We start from the raw sequence: 25,043 nt of genomic DNA on the forward strand, positions 1-25,043 counted from the left end.
TCACCACGGGGGTGCGCGGCGGGGCGGCATCCGGGTATTTTGCACGGCCCTCTCGGGAACCGCGGTCGACGCGGCGTCGTACCGTCGGATCATCACCGTGGAAGGACCAAGCCCGTGGACTTTCTGGACCCGCTCATCCTGGCTCGTCTGCAGTTCGGACTGACGACGCTCTACCACTACCTCTTCGTGCCGTTGACGCTCGGCATGGCGCTTACCGTGGCGGTCTTCCAGACGATCTGGCATCGCACCGGCGACGTGAAGTGGCTGCATCTCACGCGTCTGTTCGGCAAGATCTTCCTGATCAACTTCGCGATGGGCGTCGTGACCGGCATCGTGCAGGAGTTCCAGTTCGGCATGAACTGGTCCGCCTACTCGCGGTTCGTCGGCGACGTCTTCGGCGCGCCGCTCGCCTTCGAGGGGCTCATGGCCTTCTTCTTCGAGGCGACCTTCATCGGGCTGTGGATCTTCGGGTGGGACAAACTGCCGCGCCGCATCCATCTGCTCACCATCTGGGCGACGGCGTTCGGGTCGATCCTCTCGGCCTACTTCATCCTCACCGCGAACGCGTTCATGCAGAACCCGGTCGGCTACACGCTCAACCCCGAAACGGGCCGTGCCGAGCTGACGAACTTCTTCGAGCTGCTCACGAACCCCGTCGCCCTCGCCGCCTTCCCCCACACGATCTTCTCGGCATTCATGTTCGCCGCGGCGGTCATCATCGCCGTCGCCGCCTACCACCTGCGGCGCGGACAGCACGTCGAGACGATGCGGCCGGCCCTGCGCTACGGCATGTGGTTCATGATCCTCTCGTTCGCCGGCACGGCCATCAGCGGCGACCAGCTCGGGCTCGTCATGGTCCAGACGCAGCCGATGAAGATGGCCGCCGCCGAGGCGCTGTACGAGAACGCGTGCGGCGCCGACGCATCCTTCTCGATCTTCTCCATCGGCACCCCCGACGGCTCGCAGGAGATCTGGTCGCTGCGCGTGCCGTACCTGCTCTCCTTCCTGTCCACCCACACGCTCGACGGCTGCGTCGAAGGCCTCAACGACCTGCAGGACCTCTACACCCAGAAGTTCGGTGCGGGCGTCGACTACCGCCCGGAGATCTGGGTCACCTACTGGTCGTTCCGCTGGATGATGGGCTTCGGCGGGCTCGCCACGCTCATTTCCGTCGCAGGGCTCTGGGTCACGCGGAAGAAGGCGACGCGTCCCGTCGCGGGCTGGATGTGGCGCGTCGCGATCTGGTCCGCACCGCTCCCCCTGCTGGGCAGCCTCGTGGGCTGGGTGTTCACCGAGATGGGCCGCCAGCCCTGGATCGTGTTCAGCCTCATGCTGACCGAGGACGGCGTCTCACCCAGCGTCCCCGGCTGGACGGTGCTGATCTCCCTCATCGCGTTCACGGCCATCTACGCGTCGCTCGCCGTCGTCGAGTTCCGCCTCATCCTGAAGGCCGCGCAGAAGGGGCCGGACCCCCTTCCCGGGCCGGACGATCCCGACCCCCGGGACCTGCCGGTCGACCAGACACCCTCGACGGTCTACTAGGAGCACGCCATGGATCTCGCCTACCTCTGGTTCTTCATCGTCGGTGTCTTCTTCGTCGGCTACTTCGTCCTCGACGGCTTCGACTTCGGCGTCGGGATGAGCCTGCCCTTCCTCGGCCGCGACGAGGTCTCGCGACGCCAGGTCATCAACACCATCGGTCCGGTCTGGGATCTGAACGAGACGTGGGTCATCGTCGCCGGAGCCTGTCTGTTCGCCGCGTTCCCGGAGTGGTACGCGACCCTCTTCAGCGGCTTCTACCTGCCGCTCCTGTTGATCCTGCTCGCGCTCATCCTGCGCGGTGTCTCGTTCGAGTACCGCCATCAGCGCGAGGGGCTCGCGTGGAAGCGCGGCTTCGACCGGATGATCGTCATCGGGTCGGTCGTCCCCGCCCTGCTCTGGGGTGTCGCCTTCGGGAACATCGTGCAGGGCGTGCCGATCGACGTCGACAAGGAGTTCACGGGGTCGCTCCTCACCCTCCTCAACCCCTACGGCCTCTGGGTCGGGGTCACGACGCTGCTTCTGTTCTTCCTGCACGGCGTGTACTTCGTCGCGCTCAAGGCTGACGGCCGCGTCCGTGACGACGCGCACGCGCTCGCCCGTCGCGTCGCGATCCCCACGATCATGTTCGCCGCCGGCACGGTCGTCTGGACCGCGGCCATCGCGATGGATCGCGGCGCCCCGGCGCTGTGGGCCGTGATCGGATGCGGCGCGGCTGCCGCCTTCGCGCTCGTGGGCTCCGCGGTCGCGAACCTGCGTCGGCGGGACGGCTGGGCCTTCGGTCTGGGGGCCTTCACGATCGTCACCGCCGTCCTCGCGCTCTGGTTCGCGCTGTTCCCGTTCGTCATGCCGTCCTCGACCGATCCGGCGTTCTCGCTCACGATCGAGAACGCCTCGAGCAGCGACTACACCCTCGGTGTCATGACGTGGGCGGCGGTGATCTTCCTGCCCGGCATCCTCGCCTACCAGGCCTGGACCTACTGGGTGTTCCGCAAGCGCATCTCGCGGACGCACATCGAGAAGGCGGATGCCGCGGTCGCTCACTGAGCGATCGGAGGAGGATCTTCCCATGGCACCCGAGGTCGAACCGCGGCAGCCGCCGGTGGACCCGCGCCTGTGGCGGTATGCGACGGCGTCCCGGTCGTTCTTCGTCGTCCTCGCCGTGCTCGCTGTGGCGCAGACGGCGACGATGATCGGCTTCGCGTTCCTCACGACGCGGGCGATCGTCGACGCGATCGCGGGGAGTGATCTGTCGGGGACGCTCCTCGCGCTGGCGGCCGTCGTCCTCCTCCGATCGGTGACCTCCTTCGCGCGAGAAGCCGTCGCCGCACGCGCCTCGGCGCGGGTGGAGTCCCAGCTGCGGACGGCCGTCCTCGACGGCATCACCCGACTCGGCCCCGGATGGACGGCGACACGCAGCACGGCGCAGCTCGCGCTCGTCGCCGGACGCGGCCTCGACGCCCTCGAGCCGTACGTGGGTCGCTATCTGCCGCAGCTCGTGCAGACCGTGATCGCCACCCCGCTGCTGCTCGCCGTGATGTGGAGCGCCGACGCGGTGTCGGGGCTCACGGTGCTCCTCACGCTGCCGCTCATCCCGATCTTCATGGTGCTGATCGGTCTCGCGACCCGCAGCGTCCAGCGGCGCCAGTGGGACACGCTCAGCCGTCTCGCCACCCGATTCTCGGAGACCGTGCAGGGGCTCTCGACACTCACCGTCTTCGGGCGACAGCACCGCGCGGCCGACGCGATCGACCGTGTCACCGACGACTACCGCCGCGAGACGATGACGGTGCTGCGGGTGTCGTTCCTGTCGGGGTTCGCTCTGGAGTTCCTCGCCTCGATCTCGGTCGCGATCGTCGCGGTCACGATCGGGTTCCGCCTGCTCGACGGGTCGCTCGCCCTCGGGGTCGGTCTCTTCGTCCTCCTCCTCGCCCCCGAGACGTTCCTTCCCCTCCGCCAGGTCGGCATCCAGTTCCACGCGTCGAGCGAGGGTGTCGCCGCCACGCGCGACGTCTTCGCGGTCCTCGACGAGGCCGCTGCGGCCTCGCCGGCCGTCACCTCGGCCGCGCCGCTCCAGGACGCGTCGCACGAGCTGCGGATGGAGGGCGTCCGCGTGCGTGACCTGCCGCCGGTCGACCTCGACGCCCGCTCGGGGGAGATCGTCCTCATCGAGGGACCGAGCGGTGCGGGCAAGTCCAGCCTGCTCCACGCGCTCCTCGGCACCGCCGCATCCACCGGCCGGATCGAGCTCGACGGCATCGACGTCCGCACACTCGCGCCCTCGACGTGGCTCGCCTGGGCGGGCCAGCGACCCGGACTCGCCGCCGGCACCGTCGCCTCGAACATCGCCCTCGGCGATGCCGTCATGCCGGCCGCGACGATCTCCGAGGCGCTGGCCCTCGCGGGCCTCGCCGACGTCGATCCGGACGAGGTGCTCGGCGTGCAGGGGGCGGGCCTCTCGGGCGGGCAGGCCCAGCGCGTCGCCGTCGCCCGCGCCCTCGCCCGCCGCCTACGCGGACACGCCCCCGTCCTCGCCCTCGACGAGCCGTCGGCGGCGTTGGACGCCGCCACCGAGCAGCACCTGTGGCGGTCGCTGCGCACGATCGCGGATGCCGGGGCGCTGATCCTTCTCGTCTCGCACCGCGAGAGCGCCCGCACGATCGCCGACCGGGTCGTGCGACTGACGGGCAGGGAGGTGTCGGTGTGACCACGACCCGGGAGGTGCTGCGGGAGGCCGTCCCGCCCCCGCGCCGGTTCTGGCCGGCGCTCGCCTCGGGCTTCCTGTCGGAGGCCTCGGCGGTCGCGCTGCTCGCCGTGAGCGCCTGGCTCATCGTGCGCGCGTCCGAGCAACCGCTCGTCCTCTACATCACGACCGCGGTCGTCGGCGTGCGCGCCTTCGCCCTGTCGCGAGCCGCCTTCCGCTACACCGAGCGTCTCGCCGGCCACGACGCCGTCCTGCGTCAGCTCGCCCGCACACGCACCGACCTGGTGCGGCGTCTACTCCCCCACGCCCCCGCGGGACTGGCCTCGACGGGGCGCGGCGACACGTCCGCCGCCCTCGTCGACGACGTCGACGAACTGCAGAACCTCCCGTTGCGCGTGATCCTGCCGCTCACCTCCTCGGCGACGGTCGCTGTGGGAGCGGTCGTGCTCGTCGCGGTGGTGTGGTGGCCGGCTGCCGTGACCCTCGCCCTCTGCCTGATCGGCGCCGGGACCGCGGCGACGGCGTGGGGGTGGGTGGCCGGGGCGCGTGCCGAGCGCGCCATCGCACCGCTGCGCGCCAGGCTCCGCGACACCGTCCTCGACCATCTCTCGCGCCTCGACGTGCTGATCGCCTTCGGCGCGGAGCAGACCTCCCGGGCGGCCGTGTACGAGGCCGACGCGGCGCTGCGTCGTGCGCTGCTGCGGCGCACGACCGCGCAGGCCGGCACCGCTGCCGTCGTCTCGCTCGCGGCGGGCGCGGCGACGGTCCTCGCCCTCCTCGCGTCGGCTCCGGCCGCCGCCGACGGCCTCCTCGCCGGGCCCGGCCTCGCGGTCGCCGTCCTCGTGCCGATGGCGGTGTTCGAGGTGTTCACCGCCGTCCCGCTCGCCGCCTCGGCGTGGCGGCAGGTGCGGGCGTCGGCGGCGCGCGTGGCGGGCGTCGTCCCCGCCGCGGTGCCGCCGGAGATCCCCGTCGCGGGGGCGCCGACGGGGCAGGCGCCGGGGCTCGGCGACGGCATCCGGCTGCGCGGTGCGACCGTCCGATGGCCGGGCGCCGACCGCGATGCCCTCTCGGACATCGACCTCGACGTGCGTCCCGGCGAGCGCATCCACGTCGTCGGGCCGAGCGGAGCGGGCAAGTCGACCCTCGCGCATGCGCTCGTCCGGTTCCTGTCGGTCAGGGGCGACTACTCGATCGGCGGTCGCGCCGTCGAGGCCATCGCCCCCGACGACCTGCGGATGACCGTGGGGCTGTGCGAGCAGCATCCGATGCTCTTCGACGAGGACATCCGCCAGAACCTCCTCTTCGCCCGCGACTCCGCGACCGACGACGAGCTCTTCGCCGTCCTCGACCGGGTCGGTCTCGGCGAGTGGCTGCGCGCTCGCGGCGGACTGGGCGCGCGGGTCGGCGAGCGCGGGTCGCTCGTCTCGGGAGGGCAGGCGCAGCGCATCTCGCTCGCGCGCGCCCTGCTGCGCGGCTTTCCCGTGCTCGTCCTCGACGAGCCGACCGCCGGGGTCGACCCGTCGGCCGCCGACGCACTGCTCACCGATCTCCTGGGCGCCGTCGGTCCCTCGCAGGCGGTGGTGCTCATCTCGCACGCCGACGTGCCGGCATCCCTCATCGATCGGACCGTCCGGATCGAGGGCGGGCGCCTCACGGCCGCCTAGGTGCGCCTCAGCCGGTCGGCGCTTCGCGCTCGGCGGCGGCGGCGATGCGGTTCGCCATGCCTTTGAAGATGAAGCCGTGGAAGGGCAGGACCGCGAACCAGTACAGGCGCCCCGCGAGTCCCGTGGGGAAGAAGACGGCACGCTGGTCGTATCGCGATCCCGACCCCTGCGGACTCGCGCGCAGCTCGAGCCAGGCGAGTCCCGGCACCTTCATCTCCGCGCGCAGGCGCAGCAGGCGCCCCTCCTCGACGGCCTCGACGCGCCAGAAGTCGATCGCGTCGCCGGCGGCGACCTTGCCGCGGCTGCGACGCCCGCGCTGCAGACCGACACCGCCGACGAGTCGGTCCATCCAGCCGCGGACGGCCCAGAGGAACGGCGACGAGTACCAGCCGTTCTCGCCTCCGATGCCGACGATCACGCGCCAGAGCTGATCGGGGCTGGCCGAGGTCGAGGCGCTCTGCGTGTCGGTGAACACCAGCCGCCCTGCCCAGTCCGGGTCGCTCGGAAGCGGATCGCTCGGCACCGACGAGATCTCGGCGTCCTGCCAGCTCGTCTCGACCGCGTCAGCCTCGACCTTGCGCAACGCCAGTCGGACCGCCTCGCGGTAGGGCGTGAGCCCGCCCTCGGGGCGGGGCAGCAGGTCGTCGACCGTGTGATCGTCCATGACGCATTCGTTCTGCAGCGAGGCGATCAGCGGCCGTGCGATCGCCCGCGGAACGGGCGTGACCAGATTCACCCAGTGCGAGGCGAGACCCGGGGTGAGGACGGGGAGCGCGGCGATCGCCCGCTGCCGCAGGCCCGCCTCGACCGCGTACCCGTTCATCATCTGTCCGTAGCGGAGCACGTCGGGTCCGCCGATGTCGACGGCACGGTTCACGTCGGGGGCGACGCGCGCCGCCGCGAGCAGGTAGTGCAGCACGTCGCGGACCGCGATCGGCTGGATGCGGTTGCGCACCCACTTCGGTGCCGGCATGTACGGGAGCACGTCGGTGAGGTGCCGGACCATCTCGAACGAGGCGGACCCCGATCCGATCACGACGCCCGCCTGCAGGACGAGCGTGGGCGCGCCGCTGTGCAGCAACACCTCGCCCACCTCGACACGCGAGCGCAGATGGGGGCTCAGCTCCACGCCGGTCGGGTGCAGACCTCCCAGATAGACGATCCGACCGACGGATGCCTCGGCCGCCGCATCCGCCACCGTCTCCGCCGCGCGCAGGTCCTTCGTCTCGAAATCGCCGCCGCCGCCCATCGAGTGGACGAGGTAGTAAAGCACATCGACGTCGGCGACCGCCCGGGCCACGGCATCCGCGTTTTCGGCCGCACCCTCGACGACCTCGACCTCACTGCCCCACACGAAGGCCGCCAGCCGGGCGGGCGTGCGCGCGAGGACGCGCACGCGATACCCGGCCGACAGCAGTCGCGGCACGAGCCGGCCGCCGAGGTATCCGGTGGCTCCCAGAACGAGCGCGCGGGGCGCCGTCCCGTCGGGTCGGGGCTGCGCGACGAGGACGGATTCGCGGCCGGTGGGGGCGGAGAGCTCGCTCATGTCGCCACGATAGACCGGCTGCGGGAGGGCGCGGCCCCAGCCCAGCGGACGGGTTTTGTCAAGGGACGCACCCTCGGATGCGGGCATCCGATCATCTGCGTACCGTGGAGAGATGGCCAGGTCATCCCGTCATCCGGTACCCCCGTCCACCACCCGCCCGTCCCCGCCGCCGCGGCTGGACGTCGACGACGTGATCGTCGTCGACACGAAGCGCGTCCGCACCGCGATCGGCGGGACCGTCGTCGGCAATTTCATGGAGTGGTTCGACTTCGGCATCTACGGCTACCTCGCCGTGACCCTCACCGTCGTGTTCGCCGAGGACGTTCCCGACCCGTGGGGCCTGCTCGTCACCCTCCTGGGTTTCGCGATCTCGTTCCTGGTCCGCCCCATCGGCGGCCTCGTCCTGGGCCCCCTGGGCGACCGCATCGGACGCCAGAAGGTGCTGTTCCTGACGATGGCGATGATGGCCGCGGCGACCGCACTCATCGGCGTCCTGCCCACGAGCGCGCAGATCGGACTGTGGGCGATCCTGCCCCTGTACGTCCTGAAGATGATCCAGGGGTTCTCGACCGGCGGCGAGTACGCCGGCGCCACGACGTACGTGGCCGAGTTCTCCCCCGACAAGCGGCGCGGGTTCTGGTCGTCGTGGCTCGACCTCGGCTCCTACCTGGGATTCGCGGCAGGAGCGTCCGTGGTCGCTCTCACGACCGTCGTCACCGAATCGATCTGGGGCGAGACGGCGATGCTCGACTTCGGCTGGCGCATCCCGTTCCTCATCGCCATCCCGCTCGGCATCGTCGCCATCTGGTTCCGCCTCAAGATCCCCGAGACGCCCGCCTACGAGAACGCGGCGGAGCACGACGCCGATGTCGACCGCGACGACCCCCTCGCCCGTCACGGCATCGGCGGCATCCTGCGCCACCACTGGCGCGAGGTCCTCATCGGTATCGCGATCGTCGCCGCGACCAACACCGCGGGGTACGCGCTCACGAGCTACATGCCCACGTACCTCGAGACGGAGGTGGGTGTGTCCAATCTCGCCGCCGCCGTCGCGACGGTTCCGGTGCTGATCGTGATGTCGGCCTGCCTGCCGTTGATCGGCAAGCTGAGCGACCGGATCGGGCGCCGTCCGGTGTACATGATCGCCGCCGGGTCCACGATCGTCCTCATGGTTCCGGCCTTCGCGATCATGCAGATCGGTCAGGAGTGGGCCGTGTTCGTGGCGCTCGGCATGGTCGCGATCCCGGTCGCCTTCTACGTCGCCGTGTCCGCCTCGACCCTGCCCGCGCTGTTCCCGACCGCCTCGCGGTTCGGCGCGATGGCGATCGCGTACAACGTGTCGGTGTCCCTCTTCGGTGGGACGACACCGCTGTTCAGCCAGGCGCTCATCACCGCGACCGGCAACACCTACATGCCGGCGTTCTACATCATGTTCTTCGCCCTGCTCGGCGGCATCGCGCTGCTGTCGATGAAGGAGACCGCGAAGCGGCCGCTTCTGGGCTCGGTGCCCACCGTCGAGACGCGGGAAGAGGCGATCGAGGTCGTCGAGCGTCAGGACGACGACCCGCTCATCGACACGTCGACCATGCCGATCCCCCTGCACCGCTCATAGCGTCACGCCATACGCCCGGGACCCGGGCGACGACGGCAGCGGTGCGAGCCCGAGCCGGGTGTAGAACGCCATCGCACCGGTGTTCCCCGCCGATGCCACGAGGTGCAGCCCCGGAACGCCTCGCTCGCGCAGCGCGTCGAAGAGGGTCGCAACGAGGCGGCGCCCCGCGCCCTTGCCCTGAGCGCGCGGCAGCAGGTCGATGTGCAGGTGCGCCGGGAACTCCCCGGCGTATCGCTCGGGCTTCTCCCCCCGGCTGTAGGCGTAGAGCAGGGTGCCGTCCTGCCTCGTCACCTCGCGCTCGGGCTTCGGCCACCGGTGCATGTGGCGCGGCCACCAGTCGTCGTGGAACCACCGCTCGAACGCGTCGGTGTCGGGGGTGGCGACCACGTACCCCGACACGGCGCCGTCCTCTTCCTCGACGACGAAGGCCAGGTCCGGGTGCCGCTCGACGTAGGGCAGCACCCAGATGTGGGCCCAGATCGCGTCGTCCTCGAAGATCCCGGTCGCGTCGCCCCCGGCATCCGCGGTACGCAGGCAGATCTCGGCGAGCGCAGGCTCGTCGCCGGGACGGAACGGCCGGATGCGGGATGTCGCGCTCATCGCCGACCGTTCCCGAACACGCCGCGGATGACGCTGCCGATGATCGACTGCGTCGCCTTCGAGCCGAGGATCTGCTCGATCGGGGACGACTCGGCGCGACGCGAGGTCCGGGTGCGGCCCCCCGTCGTCCGCAGGATCCGCTCGTACTCCCGCTGCGCATCGCGTTCTGCCTTCTGCTGCGCCTTGTCCGCCGCGGCCTTCTGCTTCGCGTACTCCGCGTCGGCCTTCGCCTTGTCGGCGGCGGCCTTGGCGGCATCTGCTTCGGCATCGGCTGCCGCCATCTTGGCGGCGAGGATCTCACGCGCGGACTCGCGGTCGACCGGCGTGCCGTAAGTCGCCAACAGCGGTGACGCCGCGACGGCGGCCTGCACGGCGGCGGCCGGTGTCGGGGACATGAGCCCCTGCGGCGCGCGCAGGCGTGTCCACGCGACGGGGGTCGGCGCACCCTTCTCGTTCATGACGGTGACGATCGCCTCGCCGGTGCCGAGCTCCTGCAACACCCGCTCGAGGTCGTAGCCCGACGTCGGATACGTGCCGACCGTCGCGCGCAGGGCCTTCGCATCGTCCGGGGTGAAGGCGCGCAGGGCGTGCTGAATGCGGGAGCCGAGCTGGCCGAGCACGTCGCCCGGTACGTCCTTCGGCGTCTGCGTGACGAAGAAGACACCGACCCCCTTGGAGCGGATGAGGCGGACCGTCTGGACGATCGCCGCGGTGAACGCCTTCGACGCGTCGCGGAAAAGCAGGTGCGCCTCGTCGAAGAAGAACACGAGCTTCGGCTTGTCGGCATCCCCCACCTCGGGAAGGATCTCGAACAGCTCCGCGAGCAGGTACATGAGGAAGGTCGAGAACAGCTCGGGCTTGTCTGCGATGCCCGGAACTTCGAGGAGCGAGATGATCCCGCGTCCGTCGGGCGCGGTGCGCAGGAAGTCGCGGACGTCGAACTCCGGCTCACCGAAGAAGACGTCGGCGCCGCCGTCGGCGAAGGTGATCAGCTCTCGGAGGATGACCCCGGCCGTCGCCGACGACAGCCCGCCGAGCGTCTTCAGCTCGGGCTTGCCCGCGTCGCTGGTCAAGTGGGTGAGCACGGCCCGCAGGTCCGAAAGGTCCACGAGCGGGAGTCCGTGCGCGTCGGCGTAGTGGAAGACGAGGCCGAGGCTCGACTCCTGCGTCTCGTTGAGCCCGAGGACGCGGCTCAGCAGCAGTGGGCCGAATCCGGTGACCGTCGCGCGCACGGGGACGCCGGTACCGATGCCGCCGAGCGCGAAGTACTCCGTGTCGGATGCCTCGGGCTCCCACGCCTGCCCGATCGCCTCGGTGCGGGCGAGCAGCTTGGGGTTGCCCTCCCCCGCCGTCGCGACGCCCGTCAGGTCGCCCTTGATGTCGGCGGCGAAGACCGGGACGCCTTTGGCGGCCAGCTGTTCGGCGAGCCCCTGCAGAGTGCGGGTCTTCCCCGTGCCGGTGGCGCCGGCGACGAGCCCGTGCCGGTTGGTCATCGCGAGCGGGATGCGGATCTGCGCCTCGCGGACCGGATCACCGTTCACGAGGGCACCGAGGTCGAGGGTCGCCTCCTGGAAGGTGTAGCCCGACACGATGCGCGCGACCTCGTCGGCGTCGAGCGGTCCGGCCGCGAGCTCGGGAGCCGGCGGCGGGACGTCGGCGACGGAGTTGGCGGGCGCGGCGGGGTCCACCGGCGCAGCGGGGTCCACCGGCCCATCGGGCTCGGCGGGAGACCCCGGCGGCGCGGCATCCGTCTGCGCCCGCACGGCCGCGGCGCGAGCGGCGGCCAGGGCGGCCTGCGCCTTCGCGAGCTTCAGTTCCGCCTCGGCGGCGGCGGCCTCTGCTTCGAGACGGGCGAGTTCGGCGGCGGCTTCCTCGGCGCTCATGCCGCTCAGCCTAGCGAGAGCCGGCGCTCGCGTTCGCGGACGACCGGGATCGTCAACGCGGCGGCGACCAGAAGGGTCGTGGCGACACCCAGCACCGTTCCGCCCAGCGTGTCGGTGAGCCAGTGGGCGTGGACCTGGGTGCGGCTGAAGGCCATGAGCAGGGTCCAGGCGAGTCCGACGACGACCACCCAGAGGCGGGGGAAGAGGATGACCGCGACGGTGGCGATCACCGCGGCGTTCGCCGTGTGTCCCGACGGGAACGATCCGTGGTCGGAGATGACGAGCATGTCCTCGGGACGCACGCGTCCGAACAGCCCCTTGAGGAACTGCACGACGAGCGCTCCGGCGATGGACGCCGCGAGGAAGAAGACCGCGCCCCACGGGCGTCGGAACAGGAACAACAGCGCCGCGCCGACCAGCGGGACGACGTAGGTGCCGATGACCCCGGCTCCGAGGACGTTCATCAGCAGCGCCACGGGACGGATGCCGGGCAGGAAGGTCGTGACGTAGGTGTTCCACCACGCGTCGAGGTCGATCAGCTCGGAGTCCGTCGATTCGACGGCGATGCCGGTCGCCACCGCGACGACGAGCAGGATGGCACCGATGACCGCTAGTCGCAGACCGATACCGATCTCGTGTTCGTGCGTGGGGACCGTCATCGCCCCATCCTGGCCGACACCGGACACGAGCACGCACCCCTTGCGCACGCGCGATCGGATGTCTCCGACGTCACGAGAGCCTATGAAATCCGGTCCCACGGGGCTCCCTCAGATGCAGGCGAATAAAATCGACGAAGGCGCGCCCGCGCCCTCCCATCCCGACCGACGAGGCCACTCCCATGACCCCGAACGATCCCATCGGCAAGCGGACCAGCGGCAACCCCGCGACGCAGGCTCAGCTGAACCTCACCGTGAAGCAGCAGCGCGAGCAGCAGAAGCAGCAGAAGCTCGCCGAGTACCAGCGTCAGCTCGCGAAGCGCCGCCGCACGAAGACGACCTGGTGGATCGTCAGCGTCACCGCCGCCCTCCTGATCGTCGGTCTCGTGGTCGCCTCGGTCGTCCTCACGCCGCGCCCCGTGACCGTCGCCCGCGGCGACGGCGACGGCTCCGGCATCTCGGGTGTGCAGACCTTCGATCACACCGCGACCCACGTCGAGGGTGTCGTCGATTACGAGCAGACTCCTCCTGCCGGCGGCGACCACAACGCGGTGTGGCTGAACTGCGGCGTCTACGATCAGCCGGTCCCGAACGAGAACGCCGTCCACGCCCTCGAGCACGGCGCCATCTGGATCACCTACGACCCGGCGCAGGTCGACCAGGCCGGCATCGACGCCCTCGATGCGCAGCTGCCCTCCGACTACACGGTCCTCTCGCCCTACGAGGACATGGACACCCCCATCGCCGTCAGCGCCTGGAACGCCCAGCTCAAGGTCGACTCCCCCGACGACGAGCGCATCGGCGAGTTCATCAAGGCGTACTGGCGCAACGTCAACGGTCCCGAGCCGGGTGCCGCGTGCACCGGCGCCCTGGACGCCCCCGGCAAGCAGTGACCGACGACACCGTCGGCGACGAGCCGGGCACCGAGCGGACCCTCCCGCCGTGGTGGGTCGTGCTGCTCGTGGGCCTGGCCGTCGCTGCGGTGGCGTTCGCGATCGGGCGCTTCTCGACGTTCGGGATCGCCGGCTCGACCCCGGGTGAGGGCTCTGCGGATGCCGGTTTCGCCCGCGACATGCAGATGCACCACGCCCAGGCGGTCGACATGGCGATGACGATCTACGCCGAGACCGAGGACGACGAGCTCCGGGCCCTCGCCTACGACATCGCCACCGGGCAGTCGTCGCAGCGCGGCGAGATGCTCGACTGGCTGGTCCGGTGGGGTCTGCCGCAGTACGGCGATCAGCCGATGGCCTGGATGGCGGCATCCGATTCCGCCGGACACGGCCACGGCGGCTCCGACGGCGCGCCGCTGTCCGACGAGGAGGTGCGCGAACAGATGGGCATGGCCTCGGATGCCGAGATGACCGCGCTCAAGGCGGCCACCGGCCAGGAGGCGGACTGTACGTTCCTGACCCTCATGATCCGCCACCACGAGGGTGCCATCCCGATGGCCGAGGCCGCTCTCGACCTGGCCTCCGACGAGCGCGTGCGCACCGTCGCCGAGACCATGGTCAAGGGCCAGACCTTCGAGATCCAGGCGATGACCTCGATGCAGGAACGCCTCGGCTGCAGCGGCTGACACGCAGACACACGAAGAGGGGATGCCGGTGGCCACCGGCATCCCCCTCTCCGTCGTTCCGGGCTCAGCCCTTCGTCGCACCCGCGAGCAGGCCGCGGACGAAGAAGCGCTGCAGCGCGAAGAACACGATCAACGGGACGATGATCGAGATGAACGTACCCGCCGACTGCAGGAACCAGCGGTTGCCCCAGGTGCCCGACAGCGAGTTCAGCGCCTGGGTGATGGGCAGGGCCCCCGGCGAGGCGAAGATCGTCGCGACCAGCAGGTCGTTCCAGACCCACAGGAACTGGAAGATCGCGAACGAGGCGATCGCCGGAGCGGCCAGGGGCAGGATGATCCGGAAGAACACCTGGCCGTGGCCGGCACCGTCCACCCGCGCCGCCTCGATGACCTCTCCGGGGATCTCGGCGATGAAGTTGTGCAGCATGAACGTCGCCAGCGGGAGCGCGAAGATCGCGTGCGCGATCCACACCCGGGCGAAGCTGTACTGCACGTCGTTCAGACCGAAGCCCGGGAAGATCGGCACGTCGTTGATCGTGAGCCCCTCCGAGAAGAGGCTCAGCAGCGGCACGAGCGCCATCTGCAGGGGCACGATCTGCAGCGCGAACACGAAGATGAACAGCGCGCTGCGTCCTTTGAAGTCGATCCACGCGAACGCGTAGGCCGCGAGCGCCGCCATGACGATCGGGAAGACCGTAGCGGGGATCGTGATCGCCAGCGAGTTCACGAACGCCGCCGCGAGCGTCGTCGACGTTCCGCCCGAGTTCAGGGCCTCGAAGTAGTTGTCGAGGGTGAAGTCGGGGTTGGTGAACACCGTCCACCATCCGGTCGACTGCGTGTCGGCGCCCGGTCGGAACGAGGTGACGAACAGACCGAAGGTCGGGATCGTCCAGAAGACGGCGATGATGACGGCCGCGAGGGTCGCCCCCTTCGACGTCAGCTTCTTGTGTGCGATCGCCTCGTTCTTGCGGGTGTCGCGCGCGACCTGACGGGCGGTGCGGTTGTCGACGGGTGTGGTGGGTGCTGCGACGGTCATCAGCGGATCTCCCTCTGCTTGGCCATCGATCGGGCGTTGTAGATGATCAGCGGCAGGACGAACAGGAACAGGACGACGGCGAGGGCGGACGAGTGTCCGTAGCTCTGGAACCGCTGCTGCTGGTTGACCATCTCGAAGCCGAGGACGGTCGTCTCATCGCGACCGCCGGTCATGACGGCCACGATGTCGTAGACCTTCAGTGAGGCGATCGTGATGGTCGTGAGGACGACGATCAGCGACGAGCGGATGCCGGGGACCGTGACGTTGCGGAACCGCTGCCACGCGTTCGTGCCGTCCAGCTGCGCGGCCTCCATCTGCTCGACGGGCACCGCCTTGATGGCCGCCGACAGGATCACCATCGCGAAGCCGGTCTGTGTCCAGATGAAGACGACGAGCAGCATCAGGGTGTTGATGACCGGCTTGATCGCCAGCCACTGCACCGGGTCGCCCCCGAAGGCAGTGACGATCGCGTTCAGCAGACCCACCTGGTCGCCCTGACGGGCGTCGTACATGAACTTCCAGATGATGCCGGCGCCGACGAACGAGATCGCGACGGGCATGAACACGAGGACCTTGAGCAGCTTCTCGCCGCGGGCACGGTCGATGAAGACGGCGTACGCGAGGCCGATCACGACCGAGATCGTGGGGGCGAGGAGCGCCCACAGCAGCGTGTTGACCACCGACGCCGTACCGGTCGGGTTGGTGAACACCCAGATGTAGTTCTCGAGACCGACGAACGACTCTCCCGACTTGTCGAAGAACGACTTGAAGATCGTCGAGATCGCCGGGTAGATGAGACCGAGGAGCAGCATGATGCTGGCCGGGGCCATGAAGAGGATGAGCTGGAACAGGTAGCCGGCACCCTGCCGCGAACGGAAGTCCGCGAAGAAGAGCAGCCCGCCGACCAAAAGGGCGATCGCGACGACGTAGACCACCGCGTTCGCGTACGGGCGCAGCAGCAGGAACGCCAGCAGCGGGATGATCAGGCAGGCCGCCAACCGCATGATGAAGTAGCCGCGGCCGGGGCGCGGGGCGTACTCGATCAGGACGAGGATGATCCCGACGACGATGCCGAAGACCACCAGGATGACGGGGATCTGGATCAGCGGGTTCAGTCCGCCGAGCCAGAGGAAGAAGCTGTTGAGCGAGAACCCGATCGTGATGCGTGAGGACTCCTCACTGGAGGCCGTGAAGGCCAGCAGGAGCGCGACGGCGACGATCAGGACGAATCCGACGGCGACGACGATCCGGGTGACCGCGCGCCCCTTCGGATCGGTGGCATGGGTGGTGACGGGAGGTTCGGTGTCGACGGGCCTGTCGACGGTCGTCTGCGACATAGGTGTCCCCTTCTGAGTACAGCGACGTACCGGGCGGAGTGGATGGGAGAAGCGGGGCCGGGCGTGTCAGCCCGGCCCCGCTCGGCTCAACCGATCGTCACGAGACGATCAGTTCTCGTAACCGGCCTGGATGTCGGAGAGCACCGTGTCGGTGTCCTTGCCGTCGATCCAGTCGACCATGCCCTTCCAGAACGAGCCCGAGCCCACCGTGGAGGGCATCAGGTCGGAGGCGTCGAAGCGGAAGACGGTCGAGTCGTCCTGCAGCGTCGTCATCGCTTCCTTCAGGAACTCGCTGGAGGCGAGATCGGGGTTGGCGTTCTTGTTGGCGGAGATGACGCCACCGAGCTCGACACGAGCGTCGGCGAACTCCGGGGAGGCCATGAACTCCAGCACCTTCTGGGTCGACTCGTCGTCCGAGAACCCGGCGACGAACTCGCCGCCACCCTCGACCTGGAGCTCGCCCTCGGTGTAGCCCGGCATGATGAACGCGTAGACGTCGCCGTCGGGCGCGACCACGGGGGTCTGGCCGTCGGCGGTCTGCACGTCGAGGAAGTTCGCCGAGAGGAACGACGCCTGGTGCGTGAGCGCGCAGTCGCCGCTCGCGACAGCCGCGGCGACGTCACCGAACGCCGTCGAGTTGATGCTCTTGACGTCGCCGTAGCCGGCGTTGACGTAGTCGGGGTTGAGCAGGATGTCGCCGACCGCGTCGAACGCCTCCTTGATCTGCGGGTCGGTGAACTTCACGTCACCGGCGACCCACTGGTCGTACACGTCGGGGCCGGACTGGCGCAGGACGAGGTCCTCGATCCAGTCGGTGCCCGGCCATCCCGAGGCGGCGTCGGAGGCGAATCCGGCGCACCAGGCGGGGCCGCCGGTAGTCTCGACGATCTTGTCGGTGAGGGCGATCATCTCGTCCCACGTCTTGGGGATCTCGACCCCCCACTCCGCGAACTGCTTCGGGGAGTACCAGACGTACCCCTTCAGGTTCGCGAGCATGGGAGCGGCGTAGAACTCGTCGTCGAACGTGCCGTAGTTCTTCCAGTCGGGCGACCAGTTCTCGTCGACCGCCGACTCGACGGCGTCGGGCGCGGGGAGGACCTTGCCGGTCTCGACGAGCGTCTTCAGCAGACCGGGCTGCGGGACGATCGCGATGTCCGGGGCGTCACCACCGGTGACCTTCGTGACGATGTTTCCTTCGAACGACTTGTCGCCGGTGTACTCGACGGTGATGCCGGTGTCCTCGGTGAACTTCGCGAAGGACTCGTTGAGAGCGTCGGCCTCACCACCGGTGATGCCTCCCGCGATGCGGACGGTCTTCTTCGCCTCGCCGCCTGTGCCGCCTTCGCCCTCGGTGCCGCCTTCCGCACACCCGGCCAGCACCAGTGCTGCCGCGCCCAGAAGGGCGACCGGGGCAAGAAGACGGTATCGCTGTGACAATGCCATGTACTTCTCCTCTTTCGGGATCATCGTCCGCCCAGAGGAGCCTTGGCCGCATCCTTGGGGAACCGATTCCAGGACAACCTACTGGCTGGACGGATTCCGCACAACAGCGAAATATCAAGGTTCTGCAACCGTTATGGTGTCGCCGCCGGTGGAACGTGGGATCGCTCCCACGTTCACAGATCGGAACCGGTTCCAGAACGCCCCGTTTTCCACTACGCTGATTCCTCGACCGAGGGGGACGGTCGGACGGGGTCGAGGAGGACCGATGAGCACCATCGCCGACGTCGCACGTGAGGCCGGCGTATCGAAGGCGACGGCCAGTCGCGCGCTGACCGGCAGCACGCAGGTGTCGGCCGACGCGCGGCGACGCGTCCACGAGGCGGCCAGTCGGCTCGGCTATACACCGTCGACGAGCGCCGTCAGCCTCGCGACGGGACGCACCCGCAATGTCGGCGTCGTGATGCCCCACGTCAACCGGTGGTTCTTCGCCGAAGTCCTCGAAGGCATCCAGGAGGCTCTGCTGGAACGGGGGCTCGACCTGACGCTGTACGACGCCGACCCGGGCAGCGAGACCCGGCGACGTGTGTTCGACGAGTTCCTCACGCGCAAGAGGTTCGACGGGCTGATCGCGGTCGGCCTGGAGCCGGCCGAGAGCGAACTCGACACGCTGCTCTCGCTCAGTCGCCCGGTCGTGAGCGTCATCGGGACGCAGAGCAGCACGAGCGTGGTCACACTCGACGACCCTCACGCGGCCGCCCTCGCGACAGCGCACCTCATCTCGCTCGGGCATCGCCGGATCGCGTTCCTCGGTGGGACGTCGGCGACCCTGTGGCCGCACGTCGAGTCCGCCCGATACGAGGGGTACGAGCGCGAGATGCGCGAGTCGGGCCTCGCCGATCACATCAGCCGCACCCCGGCCGAACTGACGATGTCGGCCGGATACGCCGCGGCGGTCGATTTGCTGAGCGACCCCGCGCAGCGCCCCACGGGATTGGTGGCCGCGTGCGACGAGGTCGCGATCGGCGCCATCATCGCGGCGCGTCGCCTCGGCATCCTCGTCCCCTCCGATCTCAGCGTCATCGGCATCGACGACCATGAGAACGCCGAGATGTTCGGGCTGACGACGCTGCGGCAGGTGCCGCGTGAACAGGGAGCGACAGCCGTGGATCTGCTCATGCGCCACATCGAGGATCCGGCCGTCGAGCCGACGAGCGTCATCATCCGACCCCGGCTGGTCGTCCGGAACTCGACGTCCACGCCGACCGGGTCGTCGAGCGCCGCCGTGCGCGACGCCGCCTGGTCCTGACGCGCGGCATCCGTTCCGGAACGGCGGAAGGCCCCGGATGCCGAAGCATCCGAGGCCTTCGAAAGGTGCGGGGACCTTACTTGACGGACACCGTCGCGCCGGCGGCCTCGAGGGCCTCCTTCGCCTTGTCGGCGGCTTCCTTGTTCGCGCCCTCGAGCACGGCCTTGGGAGCACCGTCGACGACGGCCTTGGCCTCGCCGAGGCCGAGCGAGGTGAGCTCGCGGACGACCTTGATGACCTGGATCTTCTTGTCGCCGGCAGCCTCGAGGATGACGTCGAAGGAGTCCTTCTCCTCAACCTCTTCAGCAGCAGCGCCACCGCCGGCGCCGGCAACGGCGACGGGGGCAGCAGCGGTGACGTCGAACTTCTCCTCGAACGCCTTCACGAACTCGCTGAGCTCGACGAGGGTGAGGCCGGCGAACTGCTCGAGCAGCTCCTCGGTGGAAAGCTTCGCCATGATGTATCTCCTAGATAGATGGGGTGTGTGTAAAAGAGCTCGCTCGTCGCTTACGCGGCGTCAGCGGTCTCCAACTTTTCGCGAAGCGCGTCGATGGTGGCGGCTGCCTTGCCCATCGTCGCCTTCATCATGCCCGCAGCCTTCGCCAGCAGAACCTCACGGCTCTCGAGCGAGGCGTACTTGTTGACCTCGTCGGCCGAGAGCGCGTTGCCCTCGAAGATGCCGCCCTTGATCACGAGAAGCGGGTTGGCCTTGGCGAAGTCACGCAGAGCCTTGGCAGTGGCGACGAAGTCACCGTGCACGAAAGCAACGGCCGAAGGACCCTTGAGGTCCTCGTCCAGCGCCGTGATCCCCGCGTTGTTCGCGGCGATCTTGGTCAGCGTGTTCTTCACCACGGCGTACTGCGCGTCCTGACGGATGTCGTTGCGCAGCTGCTTGAGCTGGGCAACCGTCAGACCGCGGTACTCGGTCAGCAAGACGGCGTTCGAGTTCTCGAAGTTCTTCGTGAGCTCGGCGACCGATGCATCCTTCTGCGCCATGGTCACTCCTTGATGTGTACGAGACGTCCCGCGGTGGCGGGACATCGACCTCGACGGTCGGGCTGCATGAGAAAAGCTCCGGCGCAAGCGCACGGAGCTTTGGGCCCGGTTTCCCGGAAGTCTGTCGTACACCTGCGTGGGCCCCTGCAGTGCAGAGCTTCGATCGATGTGCGCGAGCGCACGCCGATGACCGACGGTCTTTGGCTTGTGCCCAAGTGTACGCCTCGCCCGCGCGCCCGCCAAATCCCGGCATCCGCTCTGCGTGGGCGTCGGGCGGAGCGCCCTATGTCCACATCATGTGCTCTGGACCAGAACACACCCCCGGAACGGTCCACAAGGTATGCGCTCGTCGCGAGCACATGATGTGGGCGCGGGGGCCCGACGCGGCGTGCGGTCGCTCAGCGACGGGGTATGACGCGGAAGGCAGCCAATCGGGCGGCGAGGATCTCCGGAGTGTCGAGGTCTGCCCAGCCGATGCGCACGAGGCGCTTCTGTGTCACGCCTCGGATCCAGTCCTCTCGTTGCTTCTCCAGGAGCAGGATGTCATCGATGCGTCGACCTGCTCGGAGCGACTCGTCGCGATACTTCACGGCGCCGTCGAACTCGACGAAGACACCCTCGTCCTCCAACTCGATGTCCACGCGGTAGTCCGCACCCGCCGGGCCGCGCACCGGAACCTGAAGCCGGAAGCGGGCGAAGCCGAGCTCGGCCAGCATCCAGCGCGCGACGCTCTCTCCCGTACTCTCGGCGAGGCCGTCGGCGAAGGTGACCACCGCAACGGCGCGAGCGGCACCTCGGGAGCCGCGCTTTCGCCGACCGATGTCGAGCACGCTCCGGCGGCACCGCTCGCTCGCATCGGGATCGTCGGGATCGAGCCGCGACATGCGCAGAGCGGCGTCGGCGGCGGCGACACCCGCGGACGGGGGCAGGGTTCGGCACACGTCCCAGAGCGTTCGCGCCAGTGTCGTACAGGGGACGCCGAACCGCTCGGTGATCTCCGACGACTCAAGTCGATCTGCGTGTCGACGAAGCGCCGGACGGCTGGTCATCCGATCCTCCGCCGGCATGCTCATGTGAACCGCACCGGACACGTGTCGTGCGAGCGGCAGGCCCCACAGCACAGCCGCGGACTGGTAGGAGAACACGCTCGTCCCGCTCCTCCGTTCGGCGTCAGCAGCCGCGATCTCAACGAGGTGGCGCGACTCGGGCCAGAGGTCCTCGAACTGCTCGGTTGGGACGTACCGGTTGCGTTGGATCCTCCGCATCCGCCCGTCCTTCACCGCAGCCGCGATGTCCCGGGACCGCCAACCGGCGCGTTCCAACGCGACACGGTCGAGGGTCAATCGGCGCGCTTCGGAGAAGGAGATGTGGCGCATGCAGCGAGCATCGCCCACCCTGGCTCGCCACAGATGATCGCGCTCCTGGATGGAGAAAAGCAGACGAGTTCACGGCACGGTGGAGGAGGAAGCAAGCCTCCACATCATGCTCACCGCACGAGAACACACATCTCGTGCGGTTCACGGCGTGTGATGTCGAGGCGAGAACATGATCTGGACGACCGAGCGGATGCCGCGCCACGGCGCGCGCGCTCGGCAAAACCCCACGCTTCGCGCGGCGCGCGGATCAGTGCGAGGAGAACGCGGCGTCGAAAGCGGCGGCGGACGGCTCGTACGTCGACAGACGGCGGACGAAGGCGAGCGCCTCGGGGGCTCCGACGAGGCGGTCCATTCCGGCATCCTCCCACTCGACCGAGAGCGGACCGGTGTAGCCGATCGCGTTCAGCATGCGGAACGCGTCCTTCCACGGCACGTCGCCGTGACCGGTGGAGATGAAGTCCCAGCCGCGGCGCGGATCGGCCCAGGCGAGGTGCGAGGACAACCGTCCGTTCCGCCCGTTGCCGAGGCGCTTCTTCGTGTCCTTGCAGTGGACGTGGATGACGCGGTCGCGGAAGTCCCAGAGGAAGGACACAGGGTCGAGGTCCTGCCACACCATGTGACTCGGATCCCAGTTCAGCCCGAAGGCCTCGCGGTGGCCGATGGCCTCGAGGGCGCGGTGGGTGGTCCAGTAGTCGTACGCGATCTCGGACGGGTGCACCTCGTGGGCGAACCGCACGCCGACCTCGTCGAACACGTCGAGGATCGGGTTCCAGCGGGCGGCGAAGTCCTCGTACCCGGCGTCCACCATGTCCTGGGATGCCGGTGGGAACATCGCGAGGTACTTCCAGATCGACGAGCCGGTGAACCCGGTCACGATCTTCACACCGAGCTTCGCCGCCATCCGGGCGGTGTCCTTCATCCCCTCGGCGGCGCGCTGCCGCACCCCCTCGGCATCACCGTCGCCCCAGACGCGATCGGAGAGGATGTCGCGGTGGCGCTGATCGATCGGGTCGTCGCACACCGCCTGACCACCGAGGTGGTTGGCGATGGCGAGCACCTGCAGCCCGTTGCGCTCGAGAATCTCCTTGCGGCTGCGGACATATGCGGCGTCGTCCCACCGGGATACGTCGAGGTGATCGCCCCAGCAGGCGATCTCGAGGCCGTCGTACCCCCAGTCCCCCGCGAGGCGCGCGACCTCGTCGAAGGGCAGGTCGGCCCACTGGCCGGTGAACAGGGTGATCGGTCGCGCCATTGCGGATCCTTTCTCGGATGCGGGGGTCCCGCGGTCAGTCGTTCGTCCGGACCCAGCGGCTCTGGTCCGCGGAGCTGCGCTCCACCGCGTCGAGGACGCGCTGCACATGCAGACCGTCGGCGAACGACGGCCGAGGCGGGGTGCCCTCGGCGATGGCCGTCGTGAAGTCGACGACCTGATGCGAGAAGCCGTGCTCGTAGCCGAGCATGTGCCCGGTGGGCCACCACGGGGCGAGATAGGGGTGGTCGTGTTCGGTGACGAGGATGCGGCGGAACCCGAGTTCGGTGCCGGGCACGGTCGCATCGTAGAAGTCCAGCTCGTTGAGCCGCTCGAGGTCGAAGGAGAGCGCGCCGCGCGTCCCTGACACCTCTACGCGCAGCGCGTTCTTGCGTCCCGTCCGATAGCGCGTCGCCTCAAACGATGCGAGGGCACCGGAGCTCAACCGCCCGGTGAACAGCGCGACATCGTCGACGGTGACGCGCCCTCGTTCCGTGCTCGCGGTGCCCGAGAGCCCGATCCCCTCCCCCAGGAGGGGACGTTCCTCGACGAGTGTCTCCACGATGCCCGAGACGCTGTCGACGGTCTGTCCGGTGATGTACTCCGCGAGATCCACCGCGTGAGCACCGATGTCGCCGAGCGATCCCGACCCCGCCTTCGCGCGATCGAGGCGCCAGGTCATCGGCGCTTCCGGATCCATGAGCCAGTCCTGGAGGTATTCGGCCCGCACCTGCCGGACCTCGCCGATCCTGCCGGCGGCGACCATGTCGCGGGCGAAGGTCGCGGCGGGGACCCGCCGGTAGGTGAAGCCCACCATGGCACGGATGCCGTGCGCCGCAGCGCGAGCCGCGGCATCCGTCATCGCCTCGGCCTCGGCGACGGAGTTCGCCAGCGGCTTCTCGCAGAGCACGTGCTTGCCCGCCTCGAGCGCGGCGATCGCGATCTCGGCGTGGGTGTCGCCGGGGGTGACGATGTCGACGACGTGGATGTCGTCGCGGGCGATCGTGGACCGCCAATCGGTGGCGGACTCCGACCACCCCCACTTCGCCGCCGCTGCGGCGGTCGCGTCCGCGTCACGCCCGGTCACGACCTGCATGACGGGATCGAGCGGCAGGTCGAAGAACCTCGGCGCAACCCGCCAGCCCTGTGAATGGGCGGCCCCCATGAAACCGTGGCCGATCATCGCGACCCGCAGTGTGTCCGTCATGTCGGTGTCCTCTCGGAGCTGGTGGGGGCGCCCACGCACCGGGCGCCCCCTTCGATGATCACTCGAACGAGAGGTCGATGTACTGGTCGACGTTGTCCTTGGTCACGACCGGTGCATCGAGGACGATCCGGTTCGGGATGCCGGGGGTGATGATGTCCCCGAGCGTCTTGTTCTGGGCGATCAGGCGTGCCAGGGCGACACCGTCCGCCGCCTGGGTCGACGGGTAGATGACGGTCGCCTTCAGCACGGTGTTGTCCTCCTTGATGGCTTCCATGGCCGCCTTGCTACCGGCGCCACCCATCATGAAGAACTCGTCGCGCCCGGCCGAGTCGATGGCGGCCATGACACCGATGCCCTGGTCGTCGTCGTGGTTCCAGATCGCATCGATCTTCGGGTTGGCCGACAGCAGCTGGGATGCCGCCGACTCGCCACCGGCCACGGTGAAGTCGGCCGCGACGCGAGCGGATACCTCGAGCCCGCAGTCTTCGAGCGCATCCTTGAAGCCCTGCGAGCGGTCCTGCGTCAGCGGCAGCGAGTCGATGCCGGCGATCTCGGCCACGACGGCGTCCGACTGCCCCTCGAGTTGCCCGCAGATGTAGGTACCCGCCGAGACTCCCATGCCGTAGTTGTCGCCGAGGATCGTCGCGCGAGCCGCGAACGGGCTGGAGAACTCGCGGTCGACGTTGATGACGGGGATGCCCGCTTCCATGGCGGCGATGGCGGCCTCGGTGAGGGCGGCACCGTCGGTGGGCAGCAGGACGATGGCGTCGACGCCGTCGTTGACGAACGTCTCGACGGCAGCGATCTGGGCGATGGGATCGTTGGTCCCCTCCGCGGTCTTCAGCTCGACGTCGTCGAAGCTGGCGGCGGCGTCGGCGGCGCCGGAGTTGATGGCGCCGAGCCAGCCGTGGTCGGCGGCGGGTCCCGAGAAGCCGATCGTGACGGTGTCGCCGGTTTCGGCGTTTTCCTCGGCCGAGGTTCCCTGGTCGACGACGCTGTCCTCATCGGCGCCGGTACCCGTACAACCCGCCAGCAGACCGATGGCGGCTGCGGCGGCGACGCCGGTCAGGACGAGGCGCGTCCGGGCGGTCATGCGTGAGCGCATGTCTTCCTCCTTGAATGTGATGCAGCTCTGGTGTGAAGAGGTCAACGCATCTCTCGGTTTCGAGTACGCACACGAGGAGGGTCAGCGCTGACGGGATGAACCTAACAGAAGAAATGTTGGTTTAGTCAACTTTTGATTTTTTGTCGGCAAAAGTTCGTGGCGGGCGATTCCGGGAAAAAGCGGCGGCACGCATCGCGAGCTGCTC

General features: G+C 69.1%; 21 protein-coding genes. 8 read left to right on the top strand and 13 right to left on the bottom strand.

Annotated features, from left to right (window positions below; translation table 11 throughout):
* Window positions 1-114: 114 nt before the first annotated feature.
* The 4 genes from ACIGEP_RS14235 to cydC are packed head-to-tail and all read left to right on the top strand — an operon-like array spanning window position 115 to window position 5,907.
* Window positions 115-1,542, top strand: a complete 1,428-nt coding sequence (locus ACIGEP_RS14235; protein ID WP_396662286.1) for a cytochrome ubiquinol oxidase subunit I — start codon at window positions 115-117, stop codon at window positions 1,540-1,542.
* A 9-nt stretch (window positions 1,543-1,551) separates the two neighbouring features.
* Window positions 1,552-2,586: a cytochrome d ubiquinol oxidase subunit II gene (gene cydB / locus ACIGEP_RS14240; RefSeq protein WP_396662287.1), complete on the top strand. Its 1,035-nt coding sequence runs from the start codon at window positions 1,552-1,554 to the stop codon at window positions 2,584-2,586.
* A gap of 22 nt (window positions 2,587-2,608) precedes the next feature.
* Window positions 2,609-4,246, top strand: coding sequence for a thiol reductant ABC exporter subunit CydD (gene cydD / locus ACIGEP_RS14245; RefSeq protein WP_396662288.1), 1,638 nt, complete (start codon window positions 2,609-2,611; stop codon window positions 4,244-4,246).
* Window positions 4,243-5,907 (top strand): thiol reductant ABC exporter subunit CydC, encoded by a 1,665-nt coding sequence (cydC, locus tag ACIGEP_RS14250; protein ID WP_396662290.1) that lies wholly within the window; start codon window positions 4,243-4,245, stop codon window positions 5,905-5,907. Before cydD ends, cydC begins: the two co-directional genes overlap by 4 nt.
* A gap of 7 nt (window positions 5,908-5,914) precedes the next feature.
* On the opposite strand, the gene ACIGEP_RS14255 is transcribed toward cydC, so the two are convergent.
* Complete coding sequence (locus tag ACIGEP_RS14255; protein ID WP_396662291.1) at window positions 5,915-7,453, bottom strand: SDR family oxidoreductase; 1,539 nt, start codon at window positions 7,451-7,453, stop codon at window positions 5,915-5,917.
* Window positions 7,454-7,565: 112 nt separating this feature from the next.
* Between ACIGEP_RS14255 and ACIGEP_RS14260 the strand changes: the two genes are divergently transcribed.
* Complete coding sequence (locus ACIGEP_RS14260; RefSeq protein WP_396662292.1) at window positions 7,566-9,065, top strand: MFS transporter; 1,500 nt, start codon at window positions 7,566-7,568, stop codon at window positions 9,063-9,065.
* Here the strand turns inward: ACIGEP_RS14260 and ACIGEP_RS14265 are convergent.
* Genes ACIGEP_RS14265 through ACIGEP_RS14275 form a run of 3 tightly spaced genes read right to left on the bottom strand, consistent with a single transcriptional unit; the run spans window position 9,060 to window position 12,207 of the window.
* Entirely contained in the window at window positions 9,060-9,665 is a 606-nt protein-coding gene (locus ACIGEP_RS14265) for a GNAT family N-acetyltransferase (protein ID WP_396662293.1), read from the bottom strand. The two genes, ACIGEP_RS14260 and ACIGEP_RS14265, sit on opposite strands and share 6 nt — an antisense overlap.
* On the bottom strand, window positions 9,662-11,548 hold the full coding sequence (locus ACIGEP_RS14270; RefSeq protein ID WP_396662294.1) for a helicase HerA-like domain-containing protein: 1,887 nt from the start codon (window positions 11,546-11,548) through the stop codon (window positions 9,662-9,664). Before ACIGEP_RS14270 ends, ACIGEP_RS14265 begins: the two co-directional genes overlap by 4 nt.
* 5 nt (window positions 11,549-11,553) lie before the next feature.
* Window positions 11,554-12,207, bottom strand: a complete 654-nt coding sequence (locus tag ACIGEP_RS14275) for a phosphatase PAP2 family protein (RefSeq protein ID WP_396662295.1) — start codon at window positions 12,205-12,207, stop codon at window positions 11,554-11,556.
* Window positions 12,208-12,386: 179 nt separating this feature from the next.
* Between ACIGEP_RS14275 and ACIGEP_RS14280 the strand changes: the two genes are divergently transcribed.
* Both ACIGEP_RS14280 and ACIGEP_RS14285 read left to right on the top strand, forming a co-directional pair.
* Window positions 12,387-13,097, top strand: a complete 711-nt coding sequence (locus ACIGEP_RS14280; RefSeq protein ID WP_396662296.1) for a DUF3105 domain-containing protein — start codon at window positions 12,387-12,389, stop codon at window positions 13,095-13,097.
* Window positions 13,094-13,783: a DUF305 domain-containing protein gene (locus ACIGEP_RS14285; protein WP_396662297.1), complete on the top strand. Its 690-nt coding sequence runs from the start codon at window positions 13,094-13,096 to the stop codon at window positions 13,781-13,783. The genes ACIGEP_RS14280 and ACIGEP_RS14285 overlap by 4 nt, the downstream gene beginning before the upstream one ends.
* A 64-nt stretch (window positions 13,784-13,847) precedes the next feature.
* On the opposite strand, the gene ACIGEP_RS14290 is transcribed toward ACIGEP_RS14285, so the two are convergent.
* From ACIGEP_RS14290 to ACIGEP_RS14300, 3 genes are all read right to left on the bottom strand, one after another.
* Complete coding sequence (locus tag ACIGEP_RS14290) at window positions 13,848-14,819, bottom strand: carbohydrate ABC transporter permease (protein WP_396662298.1); 972 nt, start codon at window positions 14,817-14,819, stop codon at window positions 13,848-13,850.
* Window positions 14,819-16,156 carry a carbohydrate ABC transporter permease gene (locus tag ACIGEP_RS14295; RefSeq protein WP_396662299.1) on the bottom strand — a complete coding sequence of 446 codons (1,338 nt, stop codon included), beginning with the start codon at window positions 16,154-16,156 and terminating at the stop codon, window positions 14,819-14,821. Before ACIGEP_RS14295 ends, ACIGEP_RS14290 begins: the two co-directional genes overlap by 1 nt.
* A gap of 108 nt (window positions 16,157-16,264) precedes the next feature.
* Window positions 16,265-17,599: an ABC transporter substrate-binding protein gene (locus tag ACIGEP_RS14300; RefSeq protein ID WP_396662300.1), complete on the bottom strand. Its 1,335-nt coding sequence runs from the start codon at window positions 17,597-17,599 to the stop codon at window positions 16,265-16,267.
* Window positions 17,600-17,864: 265 nt separating this feature from the next.
* On the opposite strand from ACIGEP_RS14300, the gene ACIGEP_RS14305 reads away from it, so the two are divergent.
* Window positions 17,865-18,905 (top strand): LacI family DNA-binding transcriptional regulator, encoded by a 1,041-nt coding sequence (locus ACIGEP_RS14305; protein ID WP_396662301.1) that lies wholly within the window; start codon window positions 17,865-17,867, stop codon window positions 18,903-18,905.
* 76 nt (window positions 18,906-18,981) lie between these two features.
* On the opposite strand, the gene rplL is transcribed toward ACIGEP_RS14305, so the two are convergent.
* From rplL to ACIGEP_RS14335, 6 genes are all read right to left on the bottom strand, one after another.
* Window positions 18,982-19,362: a 50S ribosomal protein L7/L12 gene (gene rplL / locus ACIGEP_RS14310; RefSeq protein WP_018186979.1), complete on the bottom strand. Its 381-nt coding sequence runs from the start codon at window positions 19,360-19,362 to the stop codon at window positions 18,982-18,984.
* A gap of 50 nt (window positions 19,363-19,412) precedes the next feature.
* Complete coding sequence (rplJ, locus tag ACIGEP_RS14315) at window positions 19,413-19,901, bottom strand: 50S ribosomal protein L10 (protein ID WP_396662302.1); 489 nt, start codon at window positions 19,899-19,901, stop codon at window positions 19,413-19,415.
* Window positions 19,902-20,299: 398 nt separating this feature from the next.
* Window positions 20,300-21,277, bottom strand: coding sequence for a hypothetical protein (locus tag ACIGEP_RS14320; RefSeq protein WP_396662303.1), 978 nt, complete (start codon window positions 21,275-21,277; stop codon window positions 20,300-20,302).
* Between the two features lie 247 nt (window positions 21,278-21,524).
* On the bottom strand, window positions 21,525-22,529 hold the full coding sequence (locus tag ACIGEP_RS14325; protein WP_396662304.1) for a sugar phosphate isomerase/epimerase family protein: 1,005 nt from the start codon (window positions 22,527-22,529) through the stop codon (window positions 21,525-21,527).
* A gap of 34 nt (window positions 22,530-22,563) precedes the next feature.
* Window positions 22,564-23,709 (bottom strand): Gfo/Idh/MocA family protein, encoded by a 1,146-nt coding sequence (locus ACIGEP_RS14330; protein WP_396662613.1) that lies wholly within the window; start codon window positions 23,707-23,709, stop codon window positions 22,564-22,566.
* A gap of 82 nt (window positions 23,710-23,791) precedes the next feature.
* On the bottom strand, window positions 23,792-24,838 hold the full coding sequence (locus ACIGEP_RS14335; RefSeq protein ID WP_396662305.1) for a substrate-binding domain-containing protein: 1,047 nt from the start codon (window positions 24,836-24,838) through the stop codon (window positions 23,792-23,794).
* Between the last annotated feature and the right edge of the window lie 205 nt (window positions 24,839-25,043).

Origin of the sequence: Microbacterium sp. NPDC077663 (assembly GCF_044542795.1) — a bacterium.
In the GTDB taxonomy this organism is placed as follows: Bacteria; Actinomycetota; Actinomycetes; order Actinomycetales; family Microbacteriaceae; genus Microbacterium.